The sequence below is a fragment of the Klebsiella sp. CN_Kp106 genome, assembly GCF_040064575.1.
In the GTDB taxonomy this organism is placed as follows: domain Bacteria; phylum Pseudomonadota; class Gammaproteobacteria; order Enterobacterales; family Enterobacteriaceae; genus Klebsiella; species Klebsiella michiganensis.
This window is the reverse complement of record NZ_JBEAIG010000001.1, coordinates 381,000-398,507: the sequence shown is the minus strand read 5'-3', so window position 1 is coordinate 398,507 and position 17,508 is coordinate 381,000. Positions and strand designations below refer to the sequence as shown.

18 protein-coding genes are annotated in these 17,508 nt (G+C 59.9%); 6 read left to right on the top strand and 12 right to left on the bottom strand.

Translation table 11 applies throughout. From position 1 onward, the window contains the following. The first annotated feature begins 5 nt into the window (after positions 1 to 5). Together ABLU96_RS01795 and ABLU96_RS01790 are read left to right on the top strand one after the other, a co-directional pair. Positions 6 to 1,619 carry a hypothetical protein gene (locus ABLU96_RS01795; protein WP_217076745.1) on the top strand — a complete coding sequence of 538 codons (1,614 nt, stop codon included), beginning with the start codon at positions 6 to 8 and terminating at the stop codon, positions 1,617 to 1,619. Beyond that, the gene (locus ABLU96_RS01790) at positions 1,588 to 2,292 is read left to right on the top strand and encodes a fimbria/pilus periplasmic chaperone (RefSeq protein WP_064405128.1); all 705 of its coding nucleotides are present in this window, start codon (positions 1,588 to 1,590) and stop codon (positions 2,290 to 2,292) included. The genes ABLU96_RS01795 and ABLU96_RS01790 overlap by 32 nt, the downstream gene beginning before the upstream one ends. 27 nt (positions 2,293 to 2,319) lie before the next feature. Here ABLU96_RS01790 and ABLU96_RS01785 read toward each other — a convergent pair whose 3' ends face one another. Genes ABLU96_RS01785 through ABLU96_RS01770 form a run of 4 tightly spaced genes read right to left on the bottom strand, consistent with a single transcriptional unit; the run spans position 2,320 to position 5,383 of the window. Next, positions 2,320 to 3,003, bottom strand: a complete 684-nt coding sequence (locus ABLU96_RS01785; RefSeq protein ID WP_025107213.1) for an amino acid ABC transporter permease — start codon at positions 3,001 to 3,003, stop codon at positions 2,320 to 2,322. After that, positions 2,993 to 3,745, bottom strand: a complete 753-nt coding sequence (locus ABLU96_RS01780) for an amino acid ABC transporter permease (RefSeq protein ID WP_014228108.1) — start codon at positions 3,743 to 3,745, stop codon at positions 2,993 to 2,995. The genes ABLU96_RS01785 and ABLU96_RS01780 overlap by 11 nt, the downstream gene beginning before the upstream one ends. Further along, complete coding sequence (locus tag ABLU96_RS01775; protein ID WP_014837542.1) at positions 3,742 to 4,560, bottom strand: amino acid ABC transporter ATP-binding protein; 819 nt, start codon at positions 4,558 to 4,560, stop codon at positions 3,742 to 3,744. The genes ABLU96_RS01780 and ABLU96_RS01775 overlap by 4 nt, the downstream gene beginning before the upstream one ends. A 13-nt stretch (positions 4,561 to 4,573) precedes the next feature. Beyond that, entirely contained in the window at positions 4,574 to 5,383 is an 810-nt protein-coding gene (locus ABLU96_RS01770; protein ID WP_014228110.1) for an ABC transporter substrate-binding protein, read from the bottom strand. A gap of 722 nt (positions 5,384 to 6,105) precedes the next feature. Between ABLU96_RS01770 and ABLU96_RS01765 the strand changes: the two genes are divergently transcribed. Beyond that, positions 6,106 to 6,288 (top strand): hypothetical protein, encoded by a 183-nt coding sequence (locus ABLU96_RS01765; RefSeq protein ID WP_004129481.1) that lies wholly within the window; start codon positions 6,106 to 6,108, stop codon positions 6,286 to 6,288. A 107-nt stretch (positions 6,289 to 6,395) separates the two neighbouring features. Here ABLU96_RS01765 and ABLU96_RS01760 read toward each other — a convergent pair whose 3' ends face one another. From ABLU96_RS01760 to ABLU96_RS01740, 5 genes are read right to left on the bottom strand one after another with little or no spacing between them, the layout of a single operon-like run. Continuing rightward, positions 6,396 to 7,091 (bottom strand): ABC transporter ATP-binding protein, encoded by a 696-nt coding sequence (locus ABLU96_RS01760; RefSeq protein ID WP_048261359.1) that lies wholly within the window; start codon positions 7,089 to 7,091, stop codon positions 6,396 to 6,398. Next, entirely contained in the window at positions 7,084 to 7,866 is a 783-nt protein-coding gene (locus tag ABLU96_RS01755) for an ABC transporter ATP-binding protein (protein WP_014228113.1), read from the bottom strand. Before ABLU96_RS01755 ends, ABLU96_RS01760 begins: the two co-directional genes overlap by 8 nt. Then, entirely contained in the window at positions 7,853 to 8,902 is a 1,050-nt protein-coding gene (locus ABLU96_RS01750; RefSeq protein ID WP_048261361.1) for a branched-chain amino acid ABC transporter permease, read from the bottom strand. Before ABLU96_RS01750 ends, ABLU96_RS01755 begins: the two co-directional genes overlap by 14 nt. Continuing rightward, positions 8,902 to 9,801, bottom strand: coding sequence for a branched-chain amino acid ABC transporter permease (locus ABLU96_RS01745; protein ID WP_004099333.1), 900 nt, complete (start codon positions 9,799 to 9,801; stop codon positions 8,902 to 8,904). Before ABLU96_RS01745 ends, ABLU96_RS01750 begins: the two co-directional genes overlap by 1 nt. Positions 9,802 to 9,821: 20 nt before the next feature. Further along, on the bottom strand, positions 9,822 to 10,928 hold the full coding sequence (locus ABLU96_RS01740) for an ABC transporter substrate-binding protein (protein ID WP_024359092.1): 1,107 nt from the start codon (positions 10,926 to 10,928) through the stop codon (positions 9,822 to 9,824). On the opposite strand from ABLU96_RS01740, the gene ABLU96_RS01735 reads away from it, so the two are divergent. After that, the gene (locus ABLU96_RS01735; protein WP_163520509.1) at positions 10,921 to 11,064 is read left to right on the top strand and encodes a hypothetical protein; all 144 of its coding nucleotides are present in this window, start codon (positions 10,921 to 10,923) and stop codon (positions 11,062 to 11,064) included. The genes ABLU96_RS01740 and ABLU96_RS01735 overlap by 8 nt on opposite strands. Positions 11,065 to 11,324: 260 nt before the next feature. Here ABLU96_RS01735 and eutC read toward each other — a convergent pair whose 3' ends face one another. From eutC to eat, 3 genes are read right to left on the bottom strand one after another with little or no spacing between them, the layout of a single operon-like run. Beyond that, positions 11,325 to 12,101 (bottom strand): ethanolamine ammonia-lyase subunit EutC, encoded by a 777-nt coding sequence (gene eutC / locus ABLU96_RS01730; RefSeq protein WP_004099335.1) that lies wholly within the window; start codon positions 12,099 to 12,101, stop codon positions 11,325 to 11,327. Continuing rightward, entirely contained in the window at positions 12,098 to 13,486 is a 1,389-nt protein-coding gene (locus tag ABLU96_RS01725; protein ID WP_032748165.1) for an ethanolamine ammonia-lyase subunit EutB, read from the bottom strand. Before ABLU96_RS01725 ends, eutC begins: the two co-directional genes overlap by 4 nt. Before the next feature lie 11 nt (positions 13,487 to 13,497). Next, a complete protein-coding gene (gene eat, locus ABLU96_RS01720; RefSeq protein ID WP_004129501.1) occupies positions 13,498 to 14,877 on the bottom strand; it encodes an ethanolamine permease in 1,380 nt (459 codons plus the stop codon). A gap of 290 nt (positions 14,878 to 15,167) precedes the next feature. On the opposite strand from eat, the gene mmuP reads away from it, so the two are divergent. Next, the gene (gene mmuP, locus ABLU96_RS01715) at positions 15,168 to 16,574 is read left to right on the top strand and encodes an S-methylmethionine permease (protein WP_032748168.1); all 1,407 of its coding nucleotides are present in this window, start codon (positions 15,168 to 15,170) and stop codon (positions 16,572 to 16,574) included. Next, a complete protein-coding gene (gene mmuM, locus ABLU96_RS01710; RefSeq protein WP_032748170.1) occupies positions 16,561 to 17,493 on the top strand; it encodes a homocysteine S-methyltransferase in 933 nt (310 codons plus the stop codon). Before mmuP ends, mmuM begins: the two co-directional genes overlap by 14 nt. The last annotated feature ends 15 nt before the right edge of the window (positions 17,494 to 17,508 follow it).

Sequence of the window (17,508 nt, the reverse complement as noted above, 5' to 3'; positions counted from 1 at the left end):
TAGTGATGTTCACGGCGGCGCTGTGCGTGACGCGGGTCAACGCCGCGGTCACCAAAACCACCTGGCCGGATGCGGCGACTATGCAGTTTGTTTTCGTGGAAAACAACTCGGACGATAACTTCTTTGTCACCCCGGGCGGCGGGCTGGACCCGCGCATGACCGGGGCTAACCGCTGGACCGGGCTGAAATATAACGGCTCGGGCACCATTTATCAGCAGAGCCTGGGCTATATCGACAATGGCTATAACACCGGTCTGTACGCCAACTGGTTCTTCGATATGTGGCTGGATAACTCTCCCGCATCTCATCCGTTACAGGGGCTGCGCTGTATCAACTGGTATGCGGGCTGCGATATGGCCACCAGCCTGATTCTGCCGCAAACCAGCGATGCCAGCGGCTTCTACGGCGCGACGGTGACCCCCGGCGGACAAAAGTGGATGCACGGCATGATGTCCGACGCTTTCTACCAGTATCTGCAGCAGATGTCGGTGGGCAGCAGCTTCTCGATGACCATCAACTCCTGCATGACGTCGGTGAGCTACGACGCCAGCAGCGGCGCGCGCTGTAAAGATCAGGCTTCAGGTTACTGGTACGTGCGCAAAGTCACCCATACTAAAGCGGCAAACCTGAAGCTGATTAACACCCATGCGCTGGCGGAAGTCTTTATCAACAGCGACGGGGTCCCGACGCTGGGCGAGGGGAACGCCGACTGCCGCACCCAGACTATCGGCTCCCGTTCCGGTCTGAGCTGCAAAATGGTGAACTATAATTTGCAGCACAATGGCCTGAGTAATACCTCAATTCATATTTTTCCGGCAATCAGCAACTCGGCGCTGGCTTCCGCGGTCGGAAGTTATGATATGCAGTTCAGCCTGGATGGGAATTCATGGAAGCCGGTGAGCGGCATCTCCCAGTACTATACGTTTAATGAGATGAAATCATCTGACTCGGTTTACGTATTTTTCTCGAGCAACTTTTTTAAGCAGATGGTCACGCTGGGCATCAGCGACGTGAACACCAAAGACCTGTTTAATTTCCGTTTCTATAACACCACCTCGCCGGAGTCAGGCTGGTACGAGTTTTCGACCTCCAACACCCTGATTATTAAACCGCGCGACTTCAGCATCAGCATTATTTCCGATGAGTACATTTCGGCGCCGACGCGCGAAGGCTACGTGGGCAGCGGCGAGCCGTCGCTGGACTTTGGCTATATTGTCACCACCAGCGGCAAAACCGCCGCCGATGAAGTGCTCATTAAAGTGACCGGGCCAACGCAGGCGATCGGCGGACGTTCATACTGTATTTTTAGTTCACCCGACGGCACGTCGAGAGTACCGTTCCCGGCGACGCTGGCGTTTACCACCCAGACCGGGACCATCAAAACCTACGATGCCGGATGCGATGATACCTGGCGCGATATGACCGACGCCCTGTGGTTAACCACGCCGTGGACGGATATTTCCGGCGACGTCGGGCAGATGGACAAAACGACGGTGACGTTTTCCATTCCGATGGATAACCCGATATCGCTGCGCACGGTGGAAGATAACGGCTGGTTTGGTGAAGTGAGTGCTTCAGGAGAAATTCATGTTCAGGCGACGTGGCGTAACATTAACTAATTTGCTGCGGATGCTTATCTGCCTGCTGTCGCTCGGCTTCGCGACCGCGGCGCAGGCCATCTCGGTGGGTAATTTAACTTTCTCGCTGGCGGCGGAAGATAACTTCGCGTCTAAACGGGTGATTAATAACAATAAAAGCGCCCGGTTGTATCGGGTTTCTATTGTCGCTATCGACCGCCCCGGCGGCAAAGAGGTGCGTTCTCGCCCGGCGGACGGCGAGCTGCTGTTTGCCCCGCGTCAGCTTACCCTGCAGGCGGGGGAGAGCGAGTATTTTAAGTTTTACTACCACGGCCCGAAAGATGACCGTGAGCGCTATTACCGGGTCTCCTTTCGTGAAATACCCACCCGCAATTACGTGATGCGCAATAAAAGCGGTACCGAGGTGAGTATGGATCCGGTGGTGGTGATGGACACGATTCTGGTTGTGCGCCCGCGCGAGATACGGTTCAAGTGGGCCTACGATCGGGCGGCGGGCACCGTCAGCAATACCGGGAATACCTGGTTTAAGCTGCTGATCAAGCCCGGGTGCGATACGACGGAAGAGGAAGGGGATGCATGGTATTTACGGCCCGGGGACGTTGTTCGCCAGGCCTCGCTGCGCCAACCGGGGAACCATTACATCATCTATAACGATAAATTTATAAAAATGACCAAAGACTGCCCGGTGAACTAACCGGGCAGCTTTTTTCGCGCTTCGTCGCTAAACCGTACGCCCGGCATAGCGGCGGTTCGCCAGCAGGCTCAGGCCGCAGCACAGCAGATAATAAACCGCGCCGGTAAAGACAAATATCGCCAGCGGGTAAATCTGCACCCGGTTATTGACCTGCCCGGCGACGGTGGTCAGTTCCGGCACGTTGACGATAAACGCCAGCGACGTGTCTTTGAGCAGCCCGATAAATATCCCTACCAGCGAGGGCTGAACGTTGCGCAGAGCCTGCGGCAGCAGAATAAGGCGCAGCGTCTGTCCGGGGGCAAAACCCTGGGTCAGCGCCGCTTCGTACTGCCCGCGGGGCAGCGATTGCAGGCCCGCCAGCACCGAGTGCATCACCGACGCGGCGGTAAACCACGCCAGCGCCACCGTGACGGTGACCGCGCCCGGCAGGTCGCTGCCGGTGAGCATGGGGAGCAGATACCACAGCCAGAAAATGACGAAGATCAGCGGGATGCCGCGAATAATCTCCGCCCACAGGAAGAGCAACCGCCGCACGATCCCGTCGTAGCGCCAGGCGATGGCCGCCAGCAGCACGCCCCCCGGCAGCGCCAGCGCGGCGGCGCCGACTGCCATCAGCAGCGTCAGCACCACGCCGCCGGGAATACCGTCCGCCAGCCGTCCCCACAGCAGATAATCGAGGTTATCAACGATAACCGCCAGGTTAGCGTTCATAGCCGGCTCTCCTTTGCTGATCCCTTCCCGGACCGAGACGCGTCAGCGCCACGCCCATGAGCACTCCAAGCGCCAGATACAGCGCGGTGCCGACGGCAAACGCCTCCAGCGCATGCGCGTTGTAGCTCTCGATTTGCCGTACCTGATAGGTCAGTTCGGCGAAGCCGATACCGCTCGCCAGCGAGGAGAGCTTCATCAGGTTCAGATACTGGCCGATAATCGGCTGCCAGGCGTTAGCCAGCCCCTGCGGCAGCAGAATGTGGCGCAGCTCCTGCCACGGCGTAAACCCCTGCGACAGCGCCGCTTCCCGCTGGCCGTGGCTAACGGCGCGCAGCCCGGAGGCGATCTCTTCGATCAGAAACGCCGAAGTAAAGACCCCGAGTCCCCACATTGAGCAGAGAAACTCCGGCGTCAGCCACCAGACGTTGCCCGGCAGAATCGACCAGCTGTGGTCGTCGTTGATAAAATCTCGCGCCCCCAGCGGCAGCAGATTCCAGGCGGCAAAATACCAGAACAGCAGCTGGACCAGCAGCGGCGTATTGCGGAACAGTGAAACCCAGGCCGCCACCAGCCAGCGGCCGGGCCTGCCGCCCCCGAGACGCAGCGCCAGCAGCAGGACGGCCAGCACGGTCGCCAGAATCATCCCCGCGACGCTGACCCAGACGGTGGTGAGAAAACCGGAGATGATCCACTGCAGCGGCTGCCCGCTCAGCACGCCATGCCAGTCGAGATGTGGGATCACGCCTCACTCTCCTGGTGCAGCGGATCGAGCACCTTCTGCAGGAAACGGCGGGTGCGGGCGTGCTGCGGCCGGGCGAAAAACTCGGCCGGCGGCGCGACTTCGAGAATATCGCCGCCGTCGATAAACACCACCCGATCGGCAATCTCGCGGGCGAACTGCATCTCGTGGGTCACCACCACCATGGTGATCCCGCTGTGGGCGAGGGTTTTCATGACCTGCAGCACTTCGCCGATCATCTCCGGGTCCAGCGCCGACGTGGGTTCATCGAACAGAATGATCTGCGGCGAGGAGGCGAGGGCGCGGGCGATCGCCACCCGCTGCTGCTGACCGCCCGAGAGCTGGGCAGGCATCTGCCGGGCTTTATCCGCCAGGCCAACCTGGCTGAGCAGCGCCAGCGAGCGCTCGCGGGCGGCGCTTTTGCTCCAGCCGTGAACGCGTTCCAGCGCGAGGGTAATATTCTCCTGCGCCGTCAGGTGGGCGTAGAGATTAAACTGCTGAAAAACGAAGCCGACCCGGCTGCGCAGCTGGCGCAGGGCGCTGCCGGTAAGCTGGCGCGTCGGTTTGCCGTCGATCAGAATCTCGCCGCCGCTAAGGGATTCCAGCTGATTGATCAGGCGGATCAGGGTTGATTTGCCCGATCCCGAAGGGCCGAGGATCGCCACTACTTCGCCGGGTTCAACCTGTAAATTTACGCCGTTCAGCACCCGATGGTCGCCGTAGCTTTTGGCGACATCGCGAAACTCAATGCTGGCGCGCTGCAGATGCGAAAAATCCGCGGACGATGCCGCGGAGCGTGAAAATAGAGCCGATAACATCATCTTTCTCTGCTTATTTCGCTTCGATAGTAAAGGCGCGCGGCTGCGGGGTTTTGGTGCTCGGGCCAAACCAGACGTCGTAAATTTTGGCCGCTTCACCGGTTTTTTCCAGCTTGACCAGCTCGTCATTGACCGCTTTCAGCAGGGCCGGTTCGCCTTTCTTCACGCCGACGCCAATCTCTTCTTTGCTCAGCAGGTCGGGGATGATTTTGAAGTTTGCCTTGTCCGGCGCTTCCGCCAGCAGTCCGGCGAGGATGGTGCTGTCCTGGGTGATGGCCTGCACGTTGCCGTTGCGCAGGGCGGTCAGCGCCAGCGGAATATCGTCATAAGAGAGCACGCGCGACTGCGGGAAACGCTGATGCAGCGCCTGTTCGCCGGTGGTGCCTTTTACCGCGCCGATGCGCGCTTTGCTGTAATCATCGAGCTTATCCGGCGATTTTGCCGGGACGAGGAACTGCTGGCCGGTCACGAAGTAAGGCGTTGAGAAATCAATCACCTGGGCGCGTTCCGGGGTGATGGTGATATCGGCGACGATCAGGTCGGCCTTACCGGATTGCAGCAGCGGAATGCGGTTGGCCGGGTTGGTGGCGACCAGCTCCAGCTTGACGCCGAGCGATTTTGCCAGCGCTTCGGCGAAGTCCACGTCGTAGCCGACGATTTTATGCGTTTTCGGGTCTACCGAGCCGAACGGCGGGTTGGCGTCGAAGGTGGCGACTTTGACCACGCCGGCGGCTTTGATATCGGCTAGTTGATCGGCCTGAGCCTGCGCGGCGAGCACCAGCATGCCCAGCGCCAGCGCGATTTTTGTTTTTGCAATGCGCATTGTTATTCCCCTGAATCCCTGTTTTGTTTTGTGTTTATCACGCTCCCACAAATCGCCCGTCGGCGGCAAAGAAGAAAAAGTTCTTATCTATAACGAAAAAGAACTTAACAAAGTTGTGGATATTGTTTACCCGGCTCTGTGCCACCAAACTGGGGAGACATTCCGTCAGCTATTGGTATCTTTCTGAAATCACAAGACTCGCAGCGATGCCCTGGTGCCCGCTGAAATCGGCGAACCGGAGGTCGGAAGACAAGGGCTGGCCGCCAGGGATGGCGGCCAGAGGCGAATCGAGACAGCGATGTCGAGTTGAGCCGACCGCAGGCTGAGGACCGGGAGGTGAGCGCAGTGCGCAGCACCGATTTCTTTGCGGGACCGCGGGGATTGTAAAGGGGGAGACGGTTTTCTCCCCCCTTTACCCGTTCACGGGTAGCGGTGAGGCATTTTCTGCAGATTGCGAGTGAACGGAACCCTTACGCATAGAATTACAAATCAGGCTTCGGCAAACGCTGCGGGTCCTTCCCAGCCTGCGCTGCGCTTGGCTGGGCTACGGGGCCTCAGTCGTCTGGGGTCGTGTAGCCCGGATAAGACGTTTACGTCGCAATCCGGGAAAGGCCCCAATATGCATCCCACAGAATTACAAATCCGGAATTGATATTTCCTGCCCGCCGTCAACTGTGGTTGAAATAGACACAGGCAAAAATGCTTCCCGACGGAGGAGAAAAATGAAAGTGGCGCTGTGGCAACGCATAACGGGCTGGCTGGCTTCTTTATCTGGATCCGGCGGTGAAGCCGGTCAGCAGGATACCCAACGCATCATGGAGGCAATATTACCGGTCGCCAGTCTCTACGGAATTGAGCTCGGCAACGTTGAAACAAGGTGGTTTCGCCATGATAAAACATACTGAGCGGCGCAGGACGCGTGAAGCCTACTGGAACGAGGTGTGCTTTGTGTAGCGCGAGGCTGTTTGCGGTTGCGGCGACGCAGGAAGCGAAGCCGCAGCCCTGAACAGCTTTACCCCCCCAGATACATCCGTTTGATTTCCGGATTCGCCAGCACCTCCGGCGCCGGACCAGAGAGCATAATCTTCCCATTCTCCAGCACATAGGCGCGATCGGCGATGGTCAACGCCGCCGTGGCGTTCTGCTCTACCAGCAGCACGGTAATATTCTCTTCCCGCAGCTGCTTAATCGTCGCAAACAGCTCCCCGACAATTTTCGGCGCCAGGCCGAGGCTTGGCTCATCGAGCATCAGCAGTACCGGCTCGCTCATCAACGCTCTGGCGATCGCCAGCATCTGCTGCTCGCCGCCGCTCATGGTTCCCGCCATCTGGCCGCGCCGCTCTTTCAGCCGGGGAAACAGGCTGTACATGCGATCGCGCAGGCGGGTAAAGCCGGCGAGATTGTTGTAGGCCCCCATGCGCAGATTTTCTTCGATGGTCAGGTTGGTAAAGATGCGCCGTCCTTCTGGCACCAGCGCCAGCCCCTTACGCACAATCTGATGCGTCTGGCTGCGGGAAATATCCTCGTTGAGAAAATTGACCCGCCCCGTGGAACGCACCAGGTTGACGATCCCGTTGAGGGTGGAGGTTTTCCCGGCACCGTTGCTGCCGATAAGAGTCACAATCTCCCGATCGTGAATATCAATGTCCACCCCTTTCAGCCCCTGAATCACGCCGTAAAACACTTTTAACTCGCGCGCGCTAAGCATAACGAACGTCCCCCAGGTAGGCGGAAATCACGTCCGGATCCTGAATGGCTTCGGACATCAGGCCGCTAAACAGCGGTTTGCCGTACTCCAGCACCATCACCCGCTCGCACAGCTTGTTGACGAACGGCATATCGTGCTCGATCAGCAGTACGCTGAGCTGATAGTCGTTACGCATGCGGAAGATCAGATCCGCCAGATCCTCCGTCTCTTTCGGGTTCATCCCGGCGGCGGGCTCGTCGAGCAGCAGCAATTTTGGCGACGTCGCCAGCGCGCGGGCGATCTCCACCTTGCGCTGGTTGCCGTAGCTGAGGTTGGTGGCCTGCACGTCGGCGAAATGGGCGATACCGATATCGTCCAGAATCGCCATCGCTTTGGCCTTTGCCGCCCGCTCGGCGGGGAAGTAGCGGCCAATATGCAGCGCCGCTTCCAGCAGCGAATAGCGGCTGGCGCTGTCGAGGCCGACCATCACGTTTTCTAATACCGTCATCGAGTTGAACAGGCGGATATTCTGAAAGGTGCGGGCAATCCCGGCGTTGACCACCCGGTTCGGCTTCAGCCCCTTCAGCGACTTTCCCGCCAGGGTCACGCTGCCGCTGGTCGGCTTATAGTTGGCGGTGATGACGTTGAACATCGTGGTTTTGCCCGCGCCGTTGGGGCCAATCAGGCCAAAAATTTCCGCTTCGTCGACGTGGAAACTGACGCTGTCGATGGCCCGCAGGCCGCCGAACTGCATGGTCACGTCCTGCACCTGTAAAATGACCTTATTTTGCGCCATAGCCGCGGCCCCTTTTGCCCACTTGCCAAATCTCTTTTTTGCCCAGCAGACCTTCGCGGGCGAACAGCATGATGATCAGCAGCAGCAGCGAGAACACCACCATCCGCAGGCCCGGATACGCGCCGAGATCGTGACCGAAGAACTGGAGCGGCTGGTCGAGAAAGCGCAGCCACTCGCCGCTGCCGACCACCAGTACGGTGCCGAGCAGCGCGCCGGTGGTGCTGCCCAGGCCGCCGAGCACGATAATAATCAGCAGCTGGAAGGTGAGCATAAAGTCGAACAGACCCGGCGAGATGGTGGTCAGCAGCGAGGCCAGCAGGCCGCCGCCGATCCCTTCGAAGAAGGCGCTGGTGGCGAAGGCGTAGGTTTTAATGCGAAACGTGTTCACGCCCATGGCGATAGCGGCGTCTTCGTCGTCGCGCACCGCTTTCATCATTCGCCCGTACTTCGACCACACCAGCTGCAAAATCATCCCGGTCGCCAGCAGGGCGAACAGCCCGCACCAGAACAGGAGATGCGGCTGCTGCGGAATATCGTTGAGGCCAATCGCGCCGTTGGTGATCTGCGGATTGTTGATAGCGAGGATTTTAATGATAAAGCCGAAGCCGAGGGTCACAATCGCCAGGTAGTCGCCGCGCACGCGGAAGACCGGCAGGGCAAGGCAAACCGCCAGCGCCGCCGCGCACAGGCCGCTAATGAGCAGCGCGGGCAGGAACCCGGCGTGCAGCACGAGGATCCACGGGCTGGGGGCGGCCATCTCAAACATATCCAGCTTGCTGTCGCTGGGGAGGATCAGCAGGGCGGTGACGTAAGCACCGACCGCCACAAAGCCGTTGGGCTCCAGCGACAGCTGGCCGGTCACGCCGTTGATCAGGTTATAGCTGACCGCGAGGATCATAAAGACGAAAATGGTGCTGATGACGCGAATAATGTAGTCGTTGAAGACGACGTTGATCCCGGCCAGCAGCGCGACGCAGAGAGCAATAATGACCAGGTTGCGCAGCTGCGCCCCGGCGGTAGTCGTAGCGTTGAGCATCAGAAACGGCTCCTTTCCAGACGTTCATCGCCCATAATGCCAACCGGGCGGAACAAGAGGACCAGAATCAAGAACATAAAGGCAAAGGCGTCTTTGTAACCGCCCAGCTCGGGAAACAGAGCGACCGCCACCACCTCGGTAAAGCCGAGAATAAAGCCGCCGAGCACCGCGCCGGTGACGCTGCCGATTCCGCCGAGCACCGCGGCGGCGAAGGCCTTCAGGCCGATCAGCACGCCCATCAGCGGGTCGATGGTCGGGTAGCTGATGGAGTAGAAAACCCCGCCCAGCGCCGCGAGGCTGCTGCCGAGGGCGAACACCAGCGAGATAATGCGGTTGGCGTCGATGCCCATCAGGCGCACGGTATTAACGTCGAAGGCCACCGCGCGGATCGCCATCCCGTAGCGGGTGCGGTACAGCAGCCAGAGGATCGCCAGCAGCAGCAGGACGGTGATCAGCGGCACGATCCACGCCACGTTGGTGATAATCACGTCACCAAAGGCGCGGGTGTTGTTGAAAAATTCCGGTGCGGAAAAGAAGCGCGAGCTGCCGCCAAACAGCACGTTGAACAGGTTTTCGAGGAAGAAGCTGACGCCGATGGCGGTGATCAGCATGGAGATTTTTGATGCCTGACGCAGCGGGCGATAGGCCACCCGGTCGATCAGCATGCCGAACAGGCCGCACAGCGCGAGGGTCAGGAAAACGGCTACCCCGAAGGGTAGCCCAATGGAAGAAAACAAAAACAGGGTGGTAAACGCCCCGACCATCATTACGTCCGCATGGGCGAAGTTGATCAGGCGCAGCACCCCATAAACCATCGTATAACCGATGGCAATCAGGGCGTACATGCCCCCAAGGCTCATTCCATTGACCACTTGCTGGAGAAAAATGGCACCATCCATCTGATATCCCTTATAAAACCTTAAGGATTAACCACGGTACGAAACGCCAGCTTGCCATCCTTCACTTCGTTGATGACCGCGCTGCGGATAGCGTCGCCGTTTTGTAACGTCAGCGTGCCGGTTACGCCCTGGAAGTCCTTAGTGGCGCGAATTTTTTCGTTAACGCAAACCCGGTCGTGCGGGTCGCTGCACTGGTTCATGGCGTTGATAATGACGTTATAGGCGTCCGCAGCCATCGCGCCCCAGGTGTGGGTCGGCTGCTGGTATTTGGCTTCCCAGGCTTTGATAAACACCTCGCCCGCCGGCGTTTGCTCTTTGGCGTTCGGCGAGTAGTAGTCGGTGGTCATATAGCCGTTGACCGCGTCTTTGCCGACGTCAAAAAAGACCTGATCCGCCGCCAGCCCGTCGCCGCCGACCACCGGCTTGCTCAGCCCCAGCTGCTTCGCCTGTACGGCGATCAGCGCCCCTTCGGTGTAGTAGATCGGCATATAGATCATGTCGACGTTCTTCGCCTTCACGCTGGCCAGCTGGGCCTTAAAGTCTTTGCTGCCGCCGGGAGCCTGAACTTCGATAGGAATGGTGCCGCCGTTTTTCAGGAACTGCGTGCGAAAGGCCTTCGCCAGGCCGACGGAGTAGTCGTTGCTGCTGTCGAAGACGATGGCGGCGGTTTTGGCTTTCAGATCGCGCGAGGCGAGGTTAGCGCCGACCACGCCCTGGAAGCTGTCGGAGAAGCAGACCCGGCTGACGTAAGGGTGGTTGCGGGTAACGCGGTCGTTGGTCGCGGTTGAGGAGACCAGCGGCGTTTTGCTGTCGTCGGCGATTTTGGTCATCGCCAGGGTATTGGAGGAGGTGACTTCGCCGATCACCGCATCGACTTTATCGCTGGAAACCAGGCGCTGCATGGCGTTAGCGGCTTCGACCTTATCGCTCTTATCGTCGATCACGATAAGCTTCACGGTGTCGCCGTTTTTTAACGTCGGCGTAATGCTCTGGATAATATCCAGCCCTTTTTGCGAAGGCTGACCGTAGCCGCTCAGCGCGCCGCTCAGCGGTAAGACCACGCCGATTTTAATTTCAGCCGCCTGCGCGCTGCTGGCACCGACCCACGCGGCAACCAGCGTGGCCATTAAAGACGCTTTCCCGGAAAACTTGTTCATTGTTACCTCACCGTCGGTCGATTATTTATCTTTAACCATCAATGACTGCATAACATTGAGACATAATTCGCCAACGTATCCGGCGAATTATTGGCTGTTATGTTGAATAGATAACGAGATATATTTGGTATGCGGATTTACCTTACAACGTCCGTTTCGTTTTTACTCATGCAATATTCTTATTACCTCCAGGAGAGGGCATAAGGCTGATGTAAATACTGTTTTTGGTACGGTTAACGCATTTTGCCAGGTGGCGGCTGACGCCTTACCCGGCCTGGAAAACCCGCAATTTTAGCGCGCACCCGAATATAATATTCAGGTGCGCCAGATAATATTAAAAATCTATTCTGCTGCCTTCGTGACTTATTATTTTAACTGGCTCAACGGTTTTATTTTTCCATGCAGCGCCGGATTATCGCTTTCGTCTTTCAGGCGCACTCCGGTAAGCCGCCGCAAAAAGGCCTGCTCGAGTAGCCAGGCCAGTTTAAATGCGGCGGCATCAAAGCTCAGTCCTTCCGGACGGATATTAGAAATACAGTTGCGCTCCGACTCCAGCCGCTGACGATGCGGCTGCCAGGTTAAATACACCCCGAGGCTATCCGGCGAGGAGAGCCCGGGCCTTTCGCCAATCAATATCGCCACCGCTCTGGCCTTCAGCGTTTCGCCTATATCATCGCCCAGCGCGACCCGCGACTGGTGCGCCAGTACCACCGGGGCCAGGCTCAGGCCGAGGGTTTTCAGATAGGGCAGCAGGGCGCGAATCAGCGGCACCGCCTGGCGCTGCACGGCGTACGACGACAGCCCGTCGCCAATCACCAGCAGCAGGTCGGCGGGGCGCGCGCCGCTGGCGGCGAGGTCGGCGCGGCTCTCTTCGTTCAGCTGTCGCCCCAGATCCGGGCGATTCAGATAGACATGGCGATCGCTGGCGGCGCTGCGGACGGTCAGCGTCGACAGCCCCAGCTCCGCCAGCGGCTGGACTAACTGGTCGCTGGCGAAAGGCTGGTGAATGGCATCGCGCGCCCGGGCGTGGGCGAGGCCGAAATTCAGCACTTCGCGGGTCGGCAGGCTGGCGCCGCTGCGCCCCAGCGCAATCCGCGCATCGGTAAACTCACGCAGCGGGTTCCAGGCGTCGGGAGGATTCATACCGGTTCTCCTTGCGGCAGGACGGAAAGCAGCGGATGGCGGGCATCGGTCAGACGCAGCGCGCCGTGACGGTCAATAATTTGCATCTTCGTCAGCCAGTCGGCGAACTCAGGCGCATGCTGTAAACCCAGCAGTCGGCGGGCGTAAAGGGCATCGTGGAACGAGGTGCTTTGGTAGTTGAGCATAATATCGTCAGCCCCCGGAACGCCGATCAAAAAGGTCAGCCCGGCCGCGCAGAGCAGCGTCAGCAGGGTATCCATATCGTCCTGATCCGCTTCGGCGTGATTGGTGTAGCAAACGTCGCAGCCGATGGGCAGCCCCATCAGCTTGCCGCAGAAGTGATCTTCCAGCCCGGCGCGGATAATCTGCTTACCATCGTACAGATACTCCGGGCCGATAAAGCCCACCACCGTATTGACCAGCAGCGGCTCAAAATGGCGGGCGACGGCATAGGCCCGGGCTTCGCAGGTCTGCTGATCAACGCCGTGGTGGGCGTTGGCGGAAAGACAGCTGCCCTGGCCGGTTTCAAAATACATCACGTTGTTGCCCAGCGTGCCGCGGTTCAGGCTAAGCGCCGCTTCCCGCGCTTCCTGCAGCAGCGCCAGATTAATGCCGAAACCGCTGTTGGCGGCTTCGGTACCGGCCACCGACTGGAACACCAGATCCACCGGCGCGCCGCGCTCAATCAGCTGCAGGGTGTTGGTGACGTGGGTCAAAATGCACGACTGGGTGGGGATGGCGAAGCGCTGAATAATATCGTCAAGCATATGGTTCAGCTGCGCCAGCACCGGCAGGCTGTCGCTGGCCGGATTGATGCCGATCACCGCGTCCCCGGCGCCGTACAGCAGGCCGTCGAGCATGCTGGCGGCGATGCCTTTCATATCATCGGTCGGGTGATTGGGCTGCAGGCGCACGCTCAGGCGCCCCGGCAGGCCGATGGTATTGCGAAAACGGGTGACGACCCGGCATTTGCTGGCGGCGAGGATCAGATCCTGATTGCGCATCAGCTTGCTGACCGCGGCGGCCATCTCCGGGGTTATCGCGCGGGCGACCTGGCGCAGCGCCGCTTCATCGGTGGCGTCGTCGAGCAGCCAGTCGCGAAAATCGCCGACCGTAAGATGGCTAATCGCCGCGAAGCCCCGGGCGTCGTGGGTATCGAGGATCAGCCGGGTCACCTCATCCTGCTCGTAGGGAATCAGCGGATTATCGAGAATCTCCGTGAGCGGAACCTCCGCCAGCGCCATTTTTGCCGCCATCCGCTCTTCGGCGGAGCCGGCGATAACGCCCGCCAGCGCGTCGCCGGAACGCGCAGGGGAGGCCTTCGCCATCAAGGTTTTCAGACTATCAAAGCGCCATACCTGGCCCGATAGCGTGGTTTTATACATGTGTCGCCTCCTCAGGAGACCGTACGCAGCTGCGGATCCACCGCCGCGCGCTGGCGGGCCGCTGCGGTCTTGCGAAACCACAGGTAGCCGCCGAGCATCATGGCGGCGAAAATCAGCGCCAGCAGCGTGTTGTACCAGACCATCGCCACCAGGCAGAGTACCGCCATGGCCAGTGCGAAGGCCGGCGCCCACGGATAGAGCGGCGCGCGGAACGGTCGAATCAGCTTCGGCTCGCTGCGGCGCAGTTTAAACAGCGCCGCCATCGAGGTGATATACATAACAATAGCGCCAAATACCGACATCGTGACGATACAGGCGGTCAGCGGCATCCCGCTAATGGTGATCAGCGAATCGGAGAAAATGGCGGCGATGCCCACCACGCCCCCGGCGAGGATCGCCAGATGCGGCGTGCGGGTGCGGCGGTTCAGCGTCGCCAGGCTGGCGGGGAGATAGCCCGCGCGCGCCAGCGAGTAAATCTGCCGCGAGTAGCCCATGATAATCCCGTGGAACGAGGCCACCAGGCCGAAGAGCCCCAGCCACACCAGCATATGCAGCCAGCCGCTGCTGTTGCCGACCACCATTTTCATCGCCTGCGGCAGCGGGTCGTTAATATTGGCCAGGGTTCGCCAGTCGCCCACGCCGCCGGCAAAAATCATCACGCCAATCGCCAGCACGGTCAGGGTCAGGATGCCGCCGCCCAGCGCCCGGGGAATGGTGCGCTGCGGATCCTTCGCCTCTTCGGCGGCCATCGATGCGCCTTCAATCGCCAGAAAGAACCAGATAGCGAACGGGATGGCGGCAAACATCCCCGGCAGCGCCAGGCCGCTGAAGCTCTCCGCGCCCGCCCAGCCGTTAGCAGTAAAGTGGCTCCAGGAGAAGCCCGGCGCGACAACGCCCATAAACACCAGCAGTTCGAAAATCGCTAATAACGTCACCACCAGCTCAAAGGTCGCGGCGATACCCACGCCGAGAATATTCAGCGTCATAAAGATGATGTAGGCGCCGCAGGCCACCCATTTGGGGTCGAGCGCCGGAAACTGCACGTTAAGATAGGCGCCGATGGCCATGGCGATGGCGGGCGGGGCGAAGACGAATTCAATCAGGGTCGCGAAGCCGGCGATAAACCCGCCGGTCGGGCCAAAGGCGCGGTAGGCGTAGGCAAAAGGCCCGCCCGCATGCGGAATGGCGGTGGTCAGCTCGGTAAAGCTAAAAATAAAGGCGCAGTACATCGCGGCGATGGCCAGCGCGACGATCATAAAGCCCAGCGTCCCGGCCTGGGACCAGCCGTAGCTCCAGCCAAAATACTCTCCGGAAATAACCAGCCCAACGGCGATCCCCCATAAGCGGAAACTGCCGAGCGTTCTTTTTAGCGTTGTGGTTTGCTCTGTCATGTTCGTTGCCTCGCCAGATAAAGATATCGGGAGGGTTGCAAAGAGAATGCCAGGGCATACCACCGATAAACGCGGCGGTTTACGCCAACGAGGATCAAAAAAGGTGCAGACCGCGCCCGGCGGGAGAGTCGCGGTGGTGCAGCTGCCCGCAAATGTGGCGTTACTGGTGCATGAGGGCGCCAGCGTCTTTTTTGCGCCATCGCGCCAGGCCGCTTTGCAATTTGGCGATAGGCGGGGTATAAGGAATCTCTTATCTGGATGTTTAGATGTCTATACGCCCATGAGGTCAAATGCAAACAACACAACAACAAGGTGGGCAGCTTAAGCGCACCATGAAGACCCGCCACCTGATTATGCTGTCGCTGGGTGGCGTTATTGGCACAGGGCTATTTTTTAATACCGGCTATATCATCTCCACCACCGGAGCGGCGGGTACGCTGCTGGCCTATCTGATTGGCGCGCTGGTGGTCTGGCTGGTGATGCAGTGTCTGGGCGAACTGTCGGTGGCGATGCCGGAAACCGGGGCGTTTCACGTCTACGCCGCCCGCTATCTCGGCCCGGCGACCGGGTACACCGTCGCCTGGCTCTACTGGCTAACCTGGACCGTCGCGCTTGGCTCAAGCTTCACCGCCGCCGGATTCTGCATGCAGTACTGGTTCCCGCAGGTGCCGGTATGGGTCTGGTGCGTGGTGTTCTGCGCGGTGATTTTCGCCCTCAACGTTATCTCCACCCGCTTCTTTGCCGAAGGTGAATTCTGGTTCTCGCTGGTGAAGGTGGTCACCATTATTGCCTTTATTATTCTCGGCGGGGCGGCGATCTTCGGCATCATTCCGATGCAGGATGGCTCCCCGGCGCCGGGGCTGCGCAATATCACCGCCGAAGGCTGGTTCCCGCACGGCGGTCTGCCGATCCTGATGACCATGGTGGCGGTTAACTTCGCTTTCTCCGGCACCGAACTTATCGGCATCGCGGCGGGGGAAACGGAGAATCCGCACAAAGTCATTCCGGTGGCCATTCGCACCACCATCGCCCGGCTGATTATCTTTTTTATCGGCACCGTCTTCGTGCTGGCGGCGCTGATCCCGATGCAGCAGGCGGGAGTCGAAAAAAGCCCGTTTGTGCTGGTGTTCGAAAAGGTGGGGATCCCTTACGCGGCGGATATCTTTAACTTTGTGATCCTGACGGCGATTCTATCGGCGGCCAACTCTGGCCTCTACGCCTCCGGGCGGATGCTGTGGTCGCTCTCCAATGAAAAAACGCTGCCGGCCTGTTTTACTAAATTAACCAAGAACGGCGTGCCGCTGACGGCGATTTCGGTCAGCATGCTTGGCGGCGTGCTGGCGCTCTTCTCCAGCGTCGTGGCCCCGGATACGGTGTTTGTCGCGCTGTCGGCGATTTCCGGCTTCGCGGTGGTGGCGGTATGGCTGAGCATCTGCGCTTCGCACTTTATGTTCCGCCGTCGCCATCTGCAGCAGGGGAAGGCGCTAAGCGAACTGCACTACCGCGCGCCGTGGTATCCGCTGGTGCCGGCGCTGGGATTTGTGCTTTGCCTGGTGGCCTGCGTGGGTCTGGCGTTTGACCCGAGTCAGAGGATTGCGCTGTGGTGCGGGATCCCGTTCGTGGCACTGTGTTATGGTGCGTATTATCTGACTCGTTCACGGAAACTCACCCAGGAGCCTCAACATGTCGCAGAATAATCCGTTAACCGCCCTCCTTGACGCAAAGCCCTTTATCCTGCTGGACGGCGCGATGGCGACGGAGCTGGAAGCGCGCGGCTGCAATCTTGCCGACAGCCTGTGGTCGGCGAAAGTGCTGGTCGACAACCCGGAGCTTATCCGCGAAGTTCACCTCGACTATTTCCGCGCCGGCGCGCAGGTGGCGATCACCGCCAGCTATCAGGCGACGCCGGCGGGCTTTGCCGCCCGCGGCCTCGATGAAGCGCAGTCGAAAGCGCTGATCGGCAAAAGCGTTGAGCTGGCCCGCAAGGCGCGGGAGGCGTATCTGGCGGAAAACCCGCAGGCGGGGGCGCTGCTGGTTGCCGGTTCGGTCGGGCCGTACGGCGCCTTCCTGGCGGACGGTTCGGAGTATCGCGGCGATTATGTCCGCAGCCGTGAGGAATTTCAGGCGTTTCATCGTCCGCGCGTGGAAGCGCTGCTCGACGCCGGGGCCGATCTGCTGGCCTGCGAAACGATGCCGAATTTCGCCGAGATGAAGGCGCTGGCGGAGCTGCTGACCGCCTATCCGCGCGCGCGGGCGTGGTTCTCGTTTACCCTGCGCGATGCGCAGCATCTCAGCGACGGCACGCCGCTGCGGGAAGTGGTTGGTGTGCTGGCAAACTATCCGCAGGTGGTGGCGCTGGGCATTAACTGTATCGCGCTGGAGAACACCACCGCCGCGCTGGCGCATCTGCATAGCCTGACGGCGCTGCCGCTGGTGGTTTATCCTAATTCAGGGGAGCACTATGACCCGGTGTCCAAGACCTGGCATCACCACGGCGAAGCCTGTGCAACGCTGGCGGGATATTTACCCCAGTGGCTGGCGGCGGGGGCAAAGCTGATTGGCGGCTGCTGCCGCACGACGCCGAAGGATATTGCCGAACTGAACGCCCGGCGTTGAGTTTGCGCCGGGTGG

Bases quoted from the DNA above. Each gene is read 5' to 3' on its own strand.
- ABLU96_RS01795 (WP_217076745.1), top strand. From the start codon at position 6: ATGTTCACGGCGGCGCTGTGCGTGACGCGGGTCAACGCCGCGGTCACC.
- ABLU96_RS01790 (WP_064405128.1), top strand. From the start codon at position 1,588: ATGTTCAGGCGACGTGGCGTAACATTAACTAATTTGCTGCGGATGCTT.
- ABLU96_RS01785 (WP_025107213.1), bottom strand. From the start codon at position 3,003: ATGAACGCTAACCTGGCGGTTATCGTTGATAACCTCGATTATCTGCTG.
- ABLU96_RS01775 (WP_014837542.1), bottom strand. From the start codon at position 4,560: ATGTTATCGGCTCTATTTTCACGCTCCGCGGCATCGTCCGCGGATTTT.
- ABLU96_RS01770 (WP_014228110.1), bottom strand. From the start codon at position 5,383: ATGCGCATTGCAAAAACAAAAATCGCGCTGGCGCTGGGCATGCTGGTG.
- ABLU96_RS01765 (WP_004129481.1), top strand. From the start codon at position 6,106: ATGAAAGTGGCGCTGTGGCAACGCATAACGGGCTGGCTGGCTTCTTTA.
- ABLU96_RS01760 (WP_048261359.1), bottom strand. From the start codon at position 7,091: ATGCTTAGCGCGCGCGAGTTAAAAGTGTTTTACGGCGTGATTCAGGGG.
- ABLU96_RS01755 (WP_014228113.1), bottom strand. From the start codon at position 7,866: ATGGCGCAAAATAAGGTCATTTTACAGGTGCAGGACGTGACCATGCAG.
- ABLU96_RS01750 (WP_048261361.1), bottom strand. From the start codon at position 8,902: ATGCTCAACGCTACGACTACCGCCGGGGCGCAGCTGCGCAACCTGGTC.
- ABLU96_RS01745 (WP_004099333.1), bottom strand. From the start codon at position 9,801: ATGGATGGTGCCATTTTTCTCCAGCAAGTGGTCAATGGAATGAGCCTT.
- ABLU96_RS01740 (WP_024359092.1), bottom strand. From the start codon at position 10,928: ATGGCCACGCTGGTTGCCGCGTGGGTCGGTGCCAGCAGCGCGCAGGCG.
- eutC (WP_004099335.1), bottom strand. From the start codon at position 12,101: ATGAATCCTCCCGACGCCTGGAACCCGCTGCGTGAGTTTACCGATGCG.
- ABLU96_RS01725 (WP_032748165.1), bottom strand. From the start codon at position 13,486: ATGTATAAAACCACGCTATCGGGCCAGGTATGGCGCTTTGATAGTCTG.
- eat (WP_004129501.1), bottom strand. From the start codon at position 14,877: ATGACAGAGCAAACCACAACGCTAAAAAGAACGCTCGGCAGTTTCCGC.
- mmuP (WP_032748168.1), top strand. From the start codon at position 15,168: ATGCAAACAACACAACAACAAGGTGGGCAGCTTAAGCGCACCATGAAG.
- mmuM (WP_032748170.1), top strand. From the start codon at position 16,561: ATGTCGCAGAATAATCCGTTAACCGCCCTCCTTGACGCAAAGCCCTTT.